Source organism: Mesorhizobium sp. B2-3-2, from assembly GCF_006442295.1.
Classification (GTDB): domain Bacteria; phylum Pseudomonadota; class Alphaproteobacteria; order Rhizobiales; family Rhizobiaceae; genus Mesorhizobium.
Window position 1 is genome coordinate 414,836 of record NZ_VFWA01000001.1, and the last position, 14,188, is coordinate 429,023.

The 14,188-nt window shown below is 61.8% G+C and carries 18 protein-coding genes and 3 tRNA genes; 8 read left to right on the forward strand and 13 right to left on the reverse strand.

The genetic code is table 11. The features are described from left to right. Positions 1 to 46 precede the first annotated feature (46 nt). Both FJ964_RS02005 and FJ964_RS30870 read left to right on the forward strand, forming a co-directional pair. Positions 47 to 934, forward strand: coding sequence for a DMT family transporter (locus FJ964_RS02005; RefSeq protein WP_140548677.1), 888 nt, complete (start codon positions 47 to 49; stop codon positions 932 to 934). A gap of 128 nt (positions 935 to 1,062) precedes the next feature. After that, positions 1,063 to 1,200 (forward strand): hypothetical protein, encoded by a 138-nt coding sequence (locus FJ964_RS30870; RefSeq protein ID WP_181172379.1) that lies wholly within the window; start codon positions 1,063 to 1,065, stop codon positions 1,198 to 1,200. A 76-nt stretch (positions 1,201 to 1,276) separates the two neighbouring features. Here the strand turns inward: FJ964_RS30870 and FJ964_RS02010 are convergent, their stop codons facing one another. Continuing rightward, positions 1,277 to 1,534 (reverse strand): GlsB/YeaQ/YmgE family stress response membrane protein, encoded by a 258-nt coding sequence (locus FJ964_RS02010; RefSeq protein WP_140493554.1) that lies wholly within the window; start codon positions 1,532 to 1,534, stop codon positions 1,277 to 1,279. A gap of 129 nt (positions 1,535 to 1,663) precedes the next feature. Here FJ964_RS02010 and FJ964_RS02015 point away from each other — a divergent pair, with 129 nt between their 5' ends. Then, on the forward strand, positions 1,664 to 2,122 hold the full coding sequence (locus FJ964_RS02015) for a YidB family protein (RefSeq protein ID WP_140548679.1): 459 nt from the start codon (positions 1,664 to 1,666) through the stop codon (positions 2,120 to 2,122). A gap of 82 nt (positions 2,123 to 2,204) precedes the next feature. Here FJ964_RS02015 and FJ964_RS02020 read toward each other — a convergent pair. Together FJ964_RS02020 and FJ964_RS02025 are read right to left on the reverse strand one after the other, a co-directional pair. After that, positions 2,205 to 2,278: transfer RNA gene (locus FJ964_RS02020), tRNA-Gly, on the reverse strand. Between the two features lie 90 nt (positions 2,279 to 2,368). Then, positions 2,369 to 2,453 (reverse strand) — tRNA-Tyr (locus FJ964_RS02025). 197 nt (positions 2,454 to 2,650) lie between these two features. Between FJ964_RS02025 and FJ964_RS02030 the strand changes: the two genes are divergently transcribed. Beyond that, on the forward strand, positions 2,651 to 3,502 hold the full coding sequence (locus FJ964_RS02030) for an RNA methyltransferase (RefSeq protein WP_140548681.1): 852 nt from the start codon (positions 2,651 to 2,653) through the stop codon (positions 3,500 to 3,502). Positions 3,503 to 3,586: 84 nt separating this feature from the next. Here FJ964_RS02030 and FJ964_RS02035 read toward each other — a convergent pair whose 3' ends face one another. The 3 genes from FJ964_RS02035 to gcl all read right to left on the reverse strand — a co-directional run bounded on the left by FJ964_RS02035 (position 3,587) and on the right by gcl (position 7,294). Further along, positions 3,587 to 4,480: a 2-hydroxy-3-oxopropionate reductase gene (locus FJ964_RS02035; RefSeq protein ID WP_140548683.1), complete on the reverse strand. Its 894-nt coding sequence runs from the start codon at positions 4,478 to 4,480 to the stop codon at positions 3,587 to 3,589. 224 nt (positions 4,481 to 4,704) lie between these two features. Continuing rightward, a complete protein-coding gene (gene otnI, locus FJ964_RS02045) occupies positions 4,705 to 5,502 on the reverse strand; it encodes a 2-oxo-tetronate isomerase (RefSeq protein WP_140548687.1) in 798 nt (265 codons plus the stop codon). Positions 5,503 to 5,512: 10 nt separating this feature from the next. After that, positions 5,513 to 7,294 (reverse strand): glyoxylate carboligase, encoded by a 1,782-nt coding sequence (gcl, locus tag FJ964_RS02050; protein WP_140548689.1) that lies wholly within the window; start codon positions 7,292 to 7,294, stop codon positions 5,513 to 5,515. A 212-nt stretch (positions 7,295 to 7,506) separates the two neighbouring features. On the opposite strand from gcl, the gene bhcR reads away from it, so the two are divergent. Next, on the forward strand, positions 7,507 to 8,328 hold the full coding sequence (bhcR, locus tag FJ964_RS02055) for an HTH-type transcriptional regulator BhcR (protein ID WP_140548691.1): 822 nt from the start codon (positions 7,507 to 7,509) through the stop codon (positions 8,326 to 8,328). Here the strand turns inward: bhcR and FJ964_RS02060 are convergent, their stop codons facing one another. From FJ964_RS02060 to FJ964_RS02075, 4 genes are all read right to left on the reverse strand, one after another. Beyond that, complete coding sequence (locus FJ964_RS02060) at positions 8,329 to 8,688, reverse strand: hypothetical protein (protein WP_140548693.1); 360 nt, start codon at positions 8,686 to 8,688, stop codon at positions 8,329 to 8,331. A gap of 219 nt (positions 8,689 to 8,907) precedes the next feature. Then, positions 8,908 to 9,213: a BA14K family protein gene (locus FJ964_RS02065; protein WP_140548695.1), complete on the reverse strand. Its 306-nt coding sequence runs from the start codon at positions 9,211 to 9,213 to the stop codon at positions 8,908 to 8,910. A gap of 217 nt (positions 9,214 to 9,430) precedes the next feature. After that, positions 9,431 to 9,628, reverse strand: a complete 198-nt coding sequence (locus FJ964_RS02070; protein WP_140548697.1) for a hypothetical protein — start codon at positions 9,626 to 9,628, stop codon at positions 9,431 to 9,433. Between the two features lie 173 nt (positions 9,629 to 9,801). Beyond that, entirely contained in the window at positions 9,802 to 9,972 is a 171-nt protein-coding gene (locus FJ964_RS02075) for a hypothetical protein (protein ID WP_140548699.1), read from the reverse strand. 160 nt (positions 9,973 to 10,132) lie between these two features. Between FJ964_RS02075 and FJ964_RS02080 the strand changes: the two genes are divergently transcribed. After that, a tRNA-Thr gene (locus FJ964_RS02080) sits at positions 10,133 to 10,208 on the forward strand. Positions 10,209 to 10,346: 138 nt separating this feature from the next. On the opposite strand, the gene FJ964_RS02085 is transcribed toward FJ964_RS02080, so the two are convergent. The 3 genes from FJ964_RS02085 to FJ964_RS02095 all read right to left on the reverse strand — a co-directional run bounded on the left by FJ964_RS02085 (position 10,347) and on the right by FJ964_RS02095 (position 12,162). Next, a complete protein-coding gene (locus tag FJ964_RS02085; protein WP_224713226.1) occupies positions 10,347 to 10,919 on the reverse strand; it encodes a DUF2569 family protein in 573 nt (190 codons plus the stop codon). Positions 10,920 to 10,968: 49 nt separating this feature from the next. Then, positions 10,969 to 11,319 (reverse strand): hypothetical protein, encoded by a 351-nt coding sequence (locus FJ964_RS30875; protein ID WP_181172334.1) that lies wholly within the window; start codon positions 11,317 to 11,319, stop codon positions 10,969 to 10,971. A gap of 228 nt (positions 11,320 to 11,547) precedes the next feature. Then, positions 11,548 to 12,162 carry a TetR/AcrR family transcriptional regulator gene (locus FJ964_RS02095; protein WP_140548701.1) on the reverse strand — a complete coding sequence of 205 codons (615 nt, stop codon included), beginning with the start codon at positions 12,160 to 12,162 and terminating at the stop codon, positions 11,548 to 11,550. A 91-nt stretch (positions 12,163 to 12,253) separates the two neighbouring features. Here FJ964_RS02095 and FJ964_RS02100 point away from each other — a divergent pair, with 91 nt between their 5' ends. Continuing rightward, positions 12,254 to 13,339 (forward strand): spermidine/putrescine ABC transporter substrate-binding protein, encoded by a 1,086-nt coding sequence (locus FJ964_RS02100; protein WP_140548703.1) that lies wholly within the window; start codon positions 12,254 to 12,256, stop codon positions 13,337 to 13,339. Between the two features lie 9 nt (positions 13,340 to 13,348). Further along, positions 13,349 to 14,188, forward strand: coding sequence for an ABC transporter permease (locus FJ964_RS02105; RefSeq protein WP_140548705.1), 840 nt, complete (start codon positions 13,349 to 13,351; stop codon positions 14,186 to 14,188).

The window sequence follows — 14,188 nt, forward strand, 5'->3', positions numbered from 1 at the left end:
TCCATGGCCCATTGCGGCGGCGTTCCCGCTCTGATTTCCTGCACCGATGCATTTCATCCCGACAGCCGTTCGCGGCCCCCTGTTCATGATCGTCTCGACCGGGTCGTATCTCGTCAACGATACGATGATGAAGCTCGCCACGGCGGGCCTGCCGTCTTACGAAGTGCTGTTCCTGCGCGGCGCGGCGGCGGCGCTCTGGGGCTTTCCGCTGCTGCTCGCGCTCGGCTATGGCAAACAGATCCCGCTGATCTTCGACAAGCGCGTGCTGCACCGCAACCTGCTCGAACTGGCCGCCATCCTTTGTTACGTCGTGGCGCTCGCCAACATGCAGATCGCCGATTCCACCGCGCTCGGACAGGTCACGCCGCTCTTGATGCTGGTCGGCTCCTCCATTCTGTTCGGCGAGCGGATAGGCGGCCAGCGCATGGCGCTGATCGGCCTCGGCTTCATCGGCGCGCTGATGGTGGCGCAACCGACCATGCAGGGCATCTCGATCTATGCCTTGCTGGCGCTCGGCAACGCGGCATTGTCGGCCGCGCGCGATCTCACCGGCAGGCGGGTTCCGGCCGAGGTGCCGGGAATGATCGTGGCGATTTCCGCCGTCGTCGTCGTGCTGATCGGCGCCGGTGCGGCACACCTGGTTTCAGAGCGCTGGATCATGCCCGAAGCGCATCATTTGCTGCTCATGGCCGGAGCCGGGTTTTTCCTGATCTTCGGCCATTTCTTCATCTTCATGGCCTATCGCGTCGGGCCGACCAGCGCGGTGGCGCCGTTCTACTACTGCTTCACCGTCTGGGCGGTGATTTCGGGCCTGCTGGTGTTCGGACAATTCCCAAACGCGCTGGCGGTCTGCGGCATCCTTCTGGTTGTCGGCAGCGGATTGGCAATCGTCTCGCTCGACCAGCGCAAGCGCCGGCTGACCGTCGTCGCATAGGCCTGGCGCCCTGGCAGGCGCCGGCGCGTGCCCTTTCAGCTGATATTGCAGTAGTCAGATCGATCGTCTAATCGGCGAAGCATCGTCCGACCGACGAAGACATGATGATCAGCCAAGGGAGCTTCCCCATGACCGATTTTGACCAGAACAAGCACTCCGACGCCGAGCACAAGGCGGCCATCCGCAAGTCGCTTGTCGGCTGGGCGGTGTTCATCGCGGGAACGCTGATCTTTTTCGCCGCGGCCGACGCAATCCTGATGCCATAGGCAAGCTTGCCGCGCATACCGGCCGGAAGCCGGTGTTGCCTCGGCGGAATTCGAAATCAGACAGTTCGGCTGGCGCTTAAATCGTGCGCTTGCCGGCGAACTGGTGGTAGGCCCACAGCACGACCACGGCGCCCACCACGGCGACGATCAGGCTATAAATGTTGAGGCCGGTGACGCCCGACGCGCCGAAAGCGCTGAAGATCAGGCCGCCGACAATGGCGCCGACAATGCCCAGCACAATATCCATGATCATGCCCTGGCCGCTCTTGTTGACGATCTTGCTGCCAAGAAAGCCGGCAATGACGCCCAGAATAATCCAGCTGATGATTGACATTTTTCCTCTCCAATCCCCTGCCGCGTCCATCATTTTCATATGATTGTCAAAAGCTCAAGCCAGCTTGAAATTCCGCCCGTTTGCGTCATTGTGAGGACGGGACGGGCTTGGCTGACAAGGAGATCCACGATGGGACTGTTTGACAATGCCGTTCCAGGCGGCAACATCACCAAACCCCTGATGATCGCGCTCGGCGCGTTGCTGGTCGGAAAGATGCTGAGCGGCAGGAGCGCCGAACAGCCGGAGCAAGCCCAAGCTCCCGTACCGGCCGAGCCCAATGAAACCACGGCAGGCGATGGCGGCCTTCTTGGCGGGCTGGGCGGCCTGCTCGACAAATTGAAGAATTCCGGCCACGGCAACGTCGCCGATTCCTGGGTCGGCACCGGCCAGAACCAGCCGATCAACCCCAATGACCTGGGAAATGCGATCGGACCGCAGGTCATCCGGGAAATCGCGCAACGGACCGGGCTCGACGAGCAGGAGCTGCTCAAGCAACTGTCCGCAGCCCTGCCGGGCATCGTCGACAAGCTGACGCCGAACGGCCAGGTGCCGCAGCAACACCAGGTCGCATCGGCCTTCAACAGCTGAAACGAGTGGACAGCCATCCTCTGGAGCGCTGCGCGACCTGGCCGCGCAGTGTTTCAGCTTACCGATGGCGCGGTTGGAAATCTGGAGCGGGTAGCGGGAATCGAACCCGCATATTCAGCTTGGAAGGCTGCTGCTCTACCACTGAGCTATACCCGCGCCTTGCACTGAAGTATCGGATTTCCTGGAAAAGCGCCATGCGCTTTCCGCCTCCGATGCTTTCACGTTTCAGGGCTTCCGGGCCGGCAGTGGTGGAGAGGGTTGGATTCGAACCAACGTAGGCTAAGCCAACGGATTTACAGTCCGTCCCCTTTAACCACTCGGGCACCTCTCCAGTCTGCCGCCGGAGCCATGCAACGAGGCATTCTTGCCGATCCGGACCCGAGTATCACTTCTCCGAAATCAGCGAAGCGCCTTATGGCGGCAAGGCCAGTGGGTGTCAACCGCGCGGGAAGGGTTTTTCGATGTTGTTCGCCGGCTGCGGCGACGGACCATATCCCTGGCCGCCGGAGACCGCTATAGAAGCCGGCCATGAGCAACAAGACCGGCACCCCGAAAGACACCCACTACGCCAAGCTGCGCCGTGCGCACCGCGACGAGAAGAGCGGCGGCGCGCCGCCGTTCCGGCCGCGCCAGCCCGTGCCGCCAGGAGAGAACGCAGCCGACGGCCTGGTGCGGCTCTATGGCCTGCATACGGTGCGGGCGGCACTCGACAATCCGCGCCGCAAGGTCAAAAAAATGCTGGTGACGCGCAATGCCGCCGAGAGGCTGGGACTGGCCGACCTCGCGGCCCTGCCCTTCAAGGCGGAGCTGGCCGAACCCAGGGACATCGACAAGATCACGGGTTCGGATGCCGTGCACCAAGGCGTGCTGATCGAGGCCGAGCCGCTGAAGCCCAAGCGCCTCGACGCGCTCGGCGATACAAGACTGGTGCTGGTGCTCGACCAGATCACCGATCCGCACAATGTCGGCGCCATCCTGCGCTCGGCGGTCGCCTTCGATGCCGGCGCGCTGATCACCACGGCGCGCCACAGCCCGCAGGAATCAGGCGTGCTGGCGAAATCAGCCTCGGGCGCGCTCGAACATATCGACCAGATCGAGGTGAAGAACCTGGCCGACGCGCTCGGGCAACTGCATGAGGCCGGCTTCCAGACAATCGGTCTCGATTCGGGCGGCCCGGCCGAACTCGAAACGAGCTTTGCCGGCGACAAGCTTGCGCTGGTGCTGGGTGCGGAAGGCAAGGGCCTGCGCCAGAAGACGCGCGAGACGGTGACGACACTGGCCCGCCTCGACATGCCCGGCGCCATCCGCTCTCTCAACGTGTCGAACGCGGCGGCGGTAAGCCTTTATGCGGCACGGAAATTTTTAGCGAGTAGCGAGTAGCGAGTAGCGAGTAGCGAGTAGCGAGTAGCGAACTCCAATCCCGGCTATCCGCGGCTGCAACCCCTATTCGCTATTCCCTACTCGCTATTCGCCTCTGCCTACCTCATGCCCGGCCATCCGCTCCAGCGCCCTGACCAGGGCCGAGTGATCCTCCCTGGCGTCGCCATTGGCGGTGCAGGAATTGAACAGTTGCTGGGTGGTCGACGTGTTGGGCAGGGAGACGCCGAGCGCCCTTGCGCCTTCCAGGGCGAGGTTGAGATCCTTCTGGTGCAGTTCGATGCGGAAGCCCGGCGCGAAGGTGCGCCTGACCATGCGCTCGCCATGCACTTCGAGAATGCGCGAGGCGGCCAGCCCGCCCATCAGCGCCTGCCTGACCTTGGCCGGGTCGGCGCCGGCTTTTGAAGCAAAAACAAGCGCTTCGGCCACGGCTTCAATGGTCAGCGCGACGACGATCTGGTTGGCGACCTTGGTGGTCTGGCCGACGCCGTTCGGTCCGACCAGTGTGATGTTCTTGCCCATCTTCTCGAAAACGGGCCTGGCGCGCTCGAAGGCCCTCTCCTCGCCGCCGACCATGATGGTGAGCGATGCGGCCTTGGCTCCCACCTCGCCGCCCGAGACCGGCGCGTCGAGATAATCGCAGCCCATCTCGTTGATTTTTCCGGCGAAGGTCTTTGTCTCGATCGGCGAGATCGAGCTCATGTCGATGACCAGTTTGCCTTCGGAAAGACCTGATGCGACGCCGTTCCCGTCAAACAGCACCTCGGCCACCTGCGGTGTGTCGGGCACCATGGTGATGATGATATCGGCGGCCTTGGCCACGGCAGCGTGGTCAGAGACAGTTTTCAGTCCCTTGGCCACGAGATCGGCCGGCGGCTTGGAGCGGTGGTCGCTGGCGATGACCGTGTAGCCGGCATCCAGCAAATGTCCCGCCATCGGCGCGCCCATGATGCCAAGGCCGATGAAGCCGATGGTTTCCATAGTGGTTCTCCTTTGTTGAGGCCGAGTTCCGTCGCGCCCCCCTCTGTCCTGCCGGACATCTCCCCCACGAGGGGGGAGATTGGCAGTTCCGGCACCGGCCTCAACTTTCTCGGTTCAAAAAATTTGGCGAAGCCGCCGGTGACATCCGATCTCCCCCTTGTGGGGGAGATGGCCGGCAGGCTAGAGGGGGGCGCGAAGGATCGCGGCTTCGATTGCGATGGCTGCTAAGCCGCCGCGCTCCCTTGCCCAGCCAACTCTTTGAACCAGCCCAATCCCGCTTCGGTCCCCGCCTTCGGCTTGTATTCCGCCCCGACCCAGCCGGAATAACCGATGCGGTCTATGTGCTCGTAAAGGAAGGGATAGTTGATCTCGCCCGTCCCCGGCTCGTGACGGCCGGGATTGTCCGCAAGCTGGATATGCGCGATGCGGCCGAGGTTTGCCTCGATGGTACGGGCGAGATCCCCCTCCATGATCTGCATGTGGTAGATGTCGTATTGCAGGAACAGGTTCTTCGAGCCGACACGGTCGATCAGCGCCAGCGCCTGGTCGGAATAGTTGAGGAAGAAGCCCTCGATATCGCGCGTGTTGATCGGCTCGATCAGCAATTTGATACCGGCCTGCTCCAGTTTCTCCGCAGCGAAGGCGAGGTTCTCGGCAAACACATCCTCGAGCACCTTGCGGTCGACACCGGCGGGCGCGATGCCGGCCAGGCAATTGACCTGTGAGCAGCCGAGCGCCTGCGCATAGGCGATCGCCTTGGCGATGCCCTGGCGGAATTCCGGCACGCGGTCCGGCAAAACGGCGATACCGCGCTCGCCCTTGCCCCAATCGCCCGCCGGCAGGTTGAACAGCACCTGTGTCAGGCTGTTCTTCTTCAGCCGCGCGGCCACCACCTCGGGGGCATGGTCGTAGGGGCCTATATATTCGACGCCTTTGAAGCCCGCGCGGGCAGCTGCATCAAAACGGTCGAGGAAGTCATGCTCGCCAAAGAGCATCGAAAGATTGGCTGAAAAACGCGGCATTCTTTTTCTCCTAGTCCAGCATCACGATCGCCGTCGGGGCATCCTCTTGATGTTCGGCAAGGTCTTCGAATTCGGTGATCTTGTCGATCTCGGTGCCCATCGAGATGTTGGTGACGCGTTCGAGGATGAATTCGAGCACCACCGGAACCTGATGCTCCTTCATCAGCCGCTGCGCCTCCTTGAAGGCACCGGCGAATTCTTCCGGTTTGCGCACCCTGACCGCCTTGCAACCCATCGCCTCGGCAACAGCGACGTGGTCGACGCCGTAGCCGGCCTCTGGGTCGTCCGATCGGTTGATATTCTCGAAGGCGAGGCTGACCTCGTAATCCATCGAAAAACCGCGCTGCGCCTGGCGGATCAGACCGAGATAGGCGTTGTTCACGACGACATGGATATAGGGCAGCCTGTGCTGCGCGCCGACCGCCAGCTCCTCGATCATGAACTGGAAGTCATAGTCGCCCGACAGCGCCACGATGGTGCGCTCGGGATCGGCGGCGCGCACGCCAAGGGCTGCCGGCAGGGTCCAGCCGAGCGGGCCGGCCTGGCCGCAATTGATCCAGTTTCGCGGCTTATAGACATGCAGGAACTGCGCGCCGGCGATCTGCGACAGGCCGATCGTGGTGACATAGGTGACGTCGCGCCCGAACGCCTTGTTCATCTCTTCATAGACGCGCTGCGGCTTGAGCGGTACCTGGTCGAAATGCGTCTTGCGCTTCATCGTCTTCTTGCGGCCCTGGCATTCCTTCGCCCAGCCCGACCAGTCGCGCAGTCTTCCGGCGGTTTTCCATTCGGTGGCGACGTCGAGCAGCATCTTCAGCGCGGCGCCCGCATCCGAGACGACGCCGAGATCGGGTGCGAACACACGGCCGATCTGCGTCGGCTCTATGTCGACATGGATGAACTTTTTTCCCTTGGTGTAGACATCGACGGAACCGGTGTGGCGGTTTGCCCAGCGATTGCCAATGCCGAACACGAAGTCGGCCTCTAGCATCGTCGCGTTGCCGTAGCGGTGCGATGTCTGCAGCCCGCACATGCCGGCCATCAGTCGGTGGTCGTCGGGGATCGCGCCCCAACCCATTAGCGTCGGGATGACCGGCACGCCGGTAATCTCGGCGAATTCTATCAGCAGGTCCGACGCATCGGCATTGATGATGCCGCCGCCGGCGACGATCAGCGGCTTTTCGGCGGCGTTGAGCATGGCCAGCGCCTTCTCGGCCTGGGCGCGCGTCATCGCCGGCTTGAACGGCGCCAGCGGTTCATAGGCGTCGATGTCGAACTCGATCTCGGCCAATTGGACGTCGACCGGCAGGTCGATCAGCACCGGTCCCGGGCGCGAAGACCTCATCAGGTGGAATGCCTTCTGAAGCGTCATCGGCACGAGATAGGGCTCCATGACCGTGACCGCCCATTTGGCGACGGGCGAAGCGATCGCGGCGATGTCGACGGCCTGGAAATCCTCCTTGTTCAGCCGCGCCCGCGGCGCCTGTCCGGTGATGCAGAGGATCGGGATGGAATCGGCTGCGGCCGAGTAGAGCCCGGTGATCATGTCGGTGCCGGCCGGGCCAGACGTGCCGATGCAGAGCCCGATATTGCCCGCCTTGGCCCTGGTAAAACCCTCGGCCATGTGCGAGGCGCCCTCGACATGGCGGGCCAGCACATGGCGGATGGTGCCCCTCGCCTTCAGGGCCGCGTAGAACGGATTGATCGCCGCGCCCGGGACGCCGAAGGCGCAGGCGATGCCTTCCTTTTCGAGAACGAGAACCGCCGCATCGACAGCGCGCATCCTGGCCATTTTCCGGCCCTCCACAGGGTTGTCATTGTTGGATGGCCGAGAATGTCAGCAAGCCGGCTATTTTTCAATTTTTTCAGAATATTTTTTCATTTCTAAGAAGCTGCCGTTGTATCTTGATTTCATTTCTCTTTTTGTTTTTCAAAAAGTGGCAATGCAGAAGGCGTGAAAAACTTTTTCATTGTCCGTTCGGGAAAATCGGGCATGATGCCGCCATGGATACCGCTGAAAAACGCCAGCGCGGTCGGCCGCGCGCCTTCAATGGCCCATCGGAATCGGCTTCGGTGCAGTCGTTGGACCGGGCCTTGCGCATCCTGGCCATCGTTGCCGAAGGCAGCGGCCTGTCGCTGAGCGAGATTTCAGCGCGAAGCGGTCTCGCTGCCTCTACTGCCTACCGCATGCTGACGACGCTCGAAAACCACGGCATGGTCGAATTCGACAGTTCGGACCAGCTTTGGTCGATCGGCGTCGAGACCTACCGGATGGGAGCAGCGTTCCTGCGCCGCCGCAAGCTGGTCGACCGCGCCCGCATCGTCATGCAGGAACTGATGGAGAAAACCGGCGAGACCGCCAATCTCGGCGTCGCCGAGGACGATTGCGTGGTCTTCGTCAGCCAGGTCGAGACGCACCAGGCGATCCGCGCCTTCTTCCGGCCGGGCACGCGTAGCCCCTTTCATGCTTCAGGCATCGGCAAGGCGGTGCTGGCGCATCTGGAACCGGAGCGCGTCGGAACCATCCTGCGCAAGGCCGGCCTGCAGCGCTTCACCGACAGGACGCTGTCCGACATCCCCGCCCTCGCGCGCGATCTCGCGACGATCAAGCTGCGCGGCTGGTCGGTCGACGACGAGGAACGGCATCCAGGCATGCGCTGCGTGGCATCGGCCATCTTCAACGAATTCGGCGAGCCGATCGGCGGTGTCTCCGTGTCGGGCCCCACGGTCCGGGTGACGTCTGAGCGGCTTGCCGAGATCGGGCCGATGGTGCGCAATGCCGCGGCCGAGGTGACCAAGATGATCGGTGGCGTGCAAACCGGATGATCAACCTGCCCCGGGCAGCGCGCTCCTCGCCGCAATATCGAAGAAATCGAGCAGGATCGCCATGCCGACGCCGCAGGCCGTGAAGATGAGGCCGGCGATGAAGATGCGGTTGGCGCGCTCGAAAACGCGCCGCTGCAGGCACTTTGTGTCGAGCAGAAGCCACAGTGCCCGCATCTGCAAGGCGATGCCGGCCAGGATCGGTAGCACGGCGGTCAGGTGATAGGTCTGCCACGGGATCGGGTTGGCGGCCCAATGCGTGATGAAGCCCAGCGAAAACGCCAGCAGGATGCCGACGGTCGTGACCGTGCCGTTGCGGAAAATCGTTTCGACCTGTTCCTCTTTCGGGTCCTGCTCGTCCAAGGATCACCCTCCCCCATATCGCCCGCAGATCATCGCCAAAGCAGATTAGGCCTTCGGGAAATGCCTGTACATTGCCGATCGCGTCGACAAAGGCCGATGACCGTGGGTTCAGGCATCTCCTTGAAAGTCGGCCAATCCAACAGGTGGCCCCACCGTCCAAGCAACAGAAAAGGGGCTCGCCTGAGCCCCTCTTCCGGTGCTGAACGGTGCTCCTCCTCTTCAGAGCCGGCAGTAGTGACGATAGCCGTCGTAACCAACGTAGGTGTCAGAGTCCGGATCGTAGCTCGAATAGCGATCGACGCAGCGGCGGACGTGCCACGAACCGCCGTCCTCATCGACGTAGACGGTGCGGGGCTGGGCAAGCAGGCTGCCGAGAACAAAACCGCCGACGCCGGCGGCGATGCCAATGCCGAGGCCATGGTGGTGGTGATGCGAATGAGCCGCCGAGGGCTGAACGGTGCCGACCAGAGCGGTGGCGGCGACGGTGGTTGCGATGAGGCTGGAAACGAGTGCGCGCTTGAACATGATGATCTCCTTGCTTCGTTTGGAGAGGCGACCCATCCGCCTCTTGATCATCTGTCGTTTGGCACAAGAAAAAGGTTCGAATCTTTTTTGACGTGAACCGAGGAGGTCGTGCTGATGGCGGCCTGCAAGGGCTGGCTAGACATTGATCGCCCGCCCCTTTTGCCCAACGAAAAAAGGGCGGCCGAAGCCGCCCTTTCGGGAGAATTGGGTCCCTCCATCAAAGGAAAATGATCACCTTGCCGTGCTTGTGGTGATGATGGTTGTGGTGCTTCCACCAGAACTTCTTGAAGTGCTTCTTGTGATGGTGGTGGTGGCCGTGCATGCCGTGGGCCGACGACGTGCCGACGGTGCCGGCGAGCGCGCCGGTGGCGACGAAGATGGCAACGAGGCCTGAGACGAGAGTGCGCTTGAACATGATGATCTCCTGGATCTTTTGATCGAGGCGACCCATTCGCCTCTGACCATCAGTCGGCGCGGCGCGGGAAAAGGTTCGAAAGGTGGAGGGGATTTTTTCGGGGGAGTGGGAGTAGTGAGTAGTGAGTAGTGAACCGATGTCGGTCGTGCGGTTCACTACTCGCTACTCGCTACTCACCACCCCATGCCCGTGACATGGCGCAGCCAGAAGGCGAGCGCGATGAAGCCGATGATGGTGGTGACGCCGGTCCAGTCGACATTGGCGTTCTTGACGCTTCTGATAAGCTTCACCAGCAGCATCCAGGCTATGACGACGATCGGCAGGATGATGACGAATCTGATCATGCGACAGCCCTCGCCCAAGCGATTGCACCTGCCGTAGGATATAGGAAGCGAATTGGCCGTTTTCAGGATGCCGTGTCTGTTGCCCGGCAGCGTTCATGAGCGCCTCAAAACCGACATTTGTCTTTACTGGCGCCGCAAATATGGCTAACCGGTGCCGCATGCCCTTGTAGCTCAGCTGGTAGAGCAGCGGTTTTGTAAACCGAAGGTCGCGGGTTCGATTCCTGCCGGGGGCACCACCCTTCGCTCTTCGAGCTTCGGGTGGTAGGCCACCCAGAGCCCGTAAGAATACCAGATCTCGCAAAACGAAGAAGTGTCCTCCGAAGCTCGCAAAGGAGGACTGCTCATGCGAAGAGGCGAAACCCAGCGGATTCTCGCTAGGCGGCCGTCGCAACCTGGCCGGCTGCCACTTCGCCGCCGAACGTGTTCTTTACCCTGACGGATTTGTAGACGTAGGCGACCCAGGCCCCGGTGAGGATGAACGACAGAACGGGTGTCATCAGCGCATCTCCAACGAGGATCTGGCTCACCGGGACGCCTAGAGTTGATGAGATCAAGATCGTGTCCAGGACGAACACAACCGGTATCGCAATCCACTGGAACAGAAACAATTGTCGAAAGCGTCGGCTTCGCCGCAGCATCGAAATGAGCACAACCAGTTGAAGCGCCAGAAATGCCAAATTGAGGGCAAACTCGCTATACACCGCAAGCGGCCCATTTGGCAGGGGCATGAGTTGCCGGTAACCCTCGACCGAATTGGCCAACTCGGCAAGCGTGCGCAGCGGCGACAACACCTGACCGATCGCCAGTAGCATAAGCCAGCCACCGAATCCTACAAGAGCCGCCGGGCCCTGTGACGGCTTTACGGCTGAGCGAATCGCAAAGAAAACAGGCACGCCGAGCATCAGCAGCACGATCACCCAATGCCAGATTGAAAACGTCCCCACCATCTTCCCCCTTTGTCTGCCCCTATAAGTTGTATCAGATTTTAAACTCAACTCAAGAGGTGAACTCGCGTACAACGAGGTCGATGCCGAAGCGGCGGCTTTCTCCTGCCTGTTCCTGGCTCTCAAGCCGATAACCTGGAACCAAACCCGGCCGGAGGCGGTTAACGATCGAAGGGACCGCAAACTCTGTAGCGGAACGATGATCGAACTCTTGGACATGGAATTGGCCCAGGCCAGGCAGCGGATTGGCCGAGCGGAACTCGCCCTCAAACGCGCGGAAGAAATGTTGGACGGAGACTGTGGCGTCGGCATCAATCTTGCGCTTTGCAGCAGGATAAGGTCCGCGCAGCGGCGCGTCACCGAAGCGCGGGAGCGCCTGACGAAGATCGATCCGACCGATCACTGATTTTTACCTGCGCCACTGCGGCCGCGCGTCTGCTTTCCCTTCGGTCGATGCTTCGAACGGATCGCTGGTTAGGGCCGGCGGCTACGCTGTCAATCCCCGCAGCGTCAAGCCGCTAGGTCATCCCGCGCACGGGAGCCTTGCGGTGTAGATGGATGCCGCCGTTTGCACTCATCGTCAGTCACGCTGGCAGCGGAAGCTGGTTTGATGCCGCGGTCGCTTCCATCCTCACACCCCGATCGCGGCGACGAGAATCCTGTTCTGCCGCCTTATCGCCGCGCGCAGCTCCGGTATCCTCGCCTCTTCGCGCTTCACGAATTCGATGAACATCATGTTCATGTTGTTGAAGACCAGTTCGCCGAGCGCCAGCCCGTCTATGTCGCGCCGCACCAGGCCAATCTCCTGAAGCCTTGCGATCAGCGCCCGGATCTGTCCGGTCAGCGCGCGGTCGAGCGCCGTGTAGGCCTGGCCGAACGGGCTGTCGGGCAGTTGCGTCGAGATCGCCATCGCCTGGCGCCACATTTCCTTGCTGAGATAGTGCAGCGAGTGTTCGATATAGATGCCGATCAGCGTGTCCAGCGCATCGCCGACATTGGCCGGTGGGCTGTCCACCACGCCTTGCCCGGCATTCAGCACCTCGTTGACTTCCATGGAGACGATGGCGCCGAGGATGTCGCCCTTATTCTGGTAGTAATTATAAATCGTCCCGATCGACACTTCGGCCTGGGCGGCGATCGTCTCGATCTTCGCGCCTTCATAACCGGCCTCGCGGAAAAGCTCGGCCGCCGCCTCAATGATGCGGCGGTGCCGGTCGGCCTTTTGCCTTGCCCTCAATCCACTCATGCCGGCTGTCTGTCACAAAAACAGAATTGACTCAATTTTAGAATTGGTTCAATTTTTTGCAAGAAGCCATAAAGGCAAGGGAGAACACTCGATGTCCGCACGATCCAACAATCCGCTTTCAACCCTGAAGAGGCATCTGCGCGCGGCTTGCGGCGCCACGGCACTGACGCTCTCAGCAGCCGGCGCCAGCCAAGCCGCCGATCTCAACGCCCTGATCTGGTGCGATCACGCCGACCCGGCGCTGCTGCAGCCCTTCGAAGAGGCCAACAACATCAAGGTCAACGTCAAGGAATTCGAGGGCACCGGCGCGGGGCTCGCCATCGTCGCGCAGTCGCAACCCGGCGATTGGGACGTGATGGTGATCGACAGCATCGATGTGCCACGCGGCGTGGAAAGGGGCCTGTTCGAGCCGCTGCCGGAGGACAAGCTGCCGTTGGGCGACCTCTTCCCGCAGGTGAAGATGGACAGCTCCACCGTGGTCGCCGGCAAGCGCTACGGCATCACCGAAAAGTTCGGCTACAACACGATCGGCTTCAACAAGACCAAGGTCGACCCGGCCGACATGCAATCCTTGGCGTCGCTGACAAGCGACAAGTACAAGGGCAAGGTCGCCATCTACGATTATTACCTGCCGGTCATCGGCATGGCAGCACTCGCCATCGGCAAGAGGACGGCTGAACTCACGGAGGCCGACCTTCCCGCCCTCAACGCCGAGCTGCTCAAGATGAAGGCCAACGCCAAGCTGGTTGGCGAGGTGACCGCCAGCCAGACGGCGCTCGCCACAGGCGAGGTCGACATTCTGGTCGGCGGTGGTGAATGGGTGACGGCGGGCCTGGCCAAGGAGAACCCGGCGCTGGACTTCTCGATACCCAGGGAGGGAGCGGTGCTGTGGTCGCAGTCGCTGGCCATGTTCAAGGATTCCAAGAACAAGGATATAGCGTTGAAATTCATCCAATACATCATGAGCCCGGAGGGTCAGGCCCGGCTTGCCACCTCGTCCTGCTACTGGGGCATGCCGGCGAACAGCAAGGCGACGCTCACCGACGACCAGAAGAAGATCCTGCGCTTCGACGAGCAGCCCGAGTTCCTTGCCCGCGCCCAGGCCTATCCGGCGCCGAATGCCGACCTCGACAAGAAGATGCAGGACATGTGGACCGAGATGCTGCAGGCGCAGTAGACGGGCGTCGTGAGCAGCACCGCGAACAAGGCCCTGCCCTGGGCACTGGTTACGCCGGCGCTCGGCTGGACCTTGCTGTTCTTCGTTTTGCCCTTCATCGCCATGGGGCTTTCCAGCCTGACGTCGCATGAGGGCGGCGGCTTTACATCAGCCAACTACAGCCAGTTCTTCACCAATCCTGCCTATTGGCAAGCGATGGTGAACTCGCTTCAGGTGACGGCAATCGTCACCGTGGTCTCGGTGCTGCTCGCCTATCCTTTCGCCTGGATCCTGGCCGAACAGGTGCCGGAACGCTGGCAGCGGCTGGCGCTGATGCTGGCCGTGCTGCCGTTCTGGACGTCCTATGTCGTGCGCTCCTATTCCTGGCTTCTAGTGCTGGCGCAGAACGGCGTCATCAACCGGACGCTGACCGGTATCGGCTTGACCAGCGAACCGCTGCCGCTCGCCAACATCCGCTTCGCCACCGTGACCGGCTTCGTGCATTTCTTCGTCATGCTTTTGACGCTGACGATCTTCGCCAATTTGAAGCAGCTCAGTCCGAGCTACCGCAAGGCCGCCGCCGATCTCGGCGCCGGGCCGGTGCGGACTTTCCTGCATGTCATCCTGCCGCTGACCTTGCCCGGCATCATGGTCGGCGCCTTTCTCACCTTCGTGCTGTGCATCGGCGACTACATCACGCCGCAGATTCTGGGCGGCAACAACGAGCTGGTCATGCCACAGCTGGTGATGATGCAGATCGGCCGGCGCGGCGACTTTCCGCTGGCCTCGGCGCTCTCGATCATCCTGATGGCGGTCGTGACCATCGCCTATCTCGCCTGCGCCCGCTGGCTGAAGATCGAGCGGGCCTGA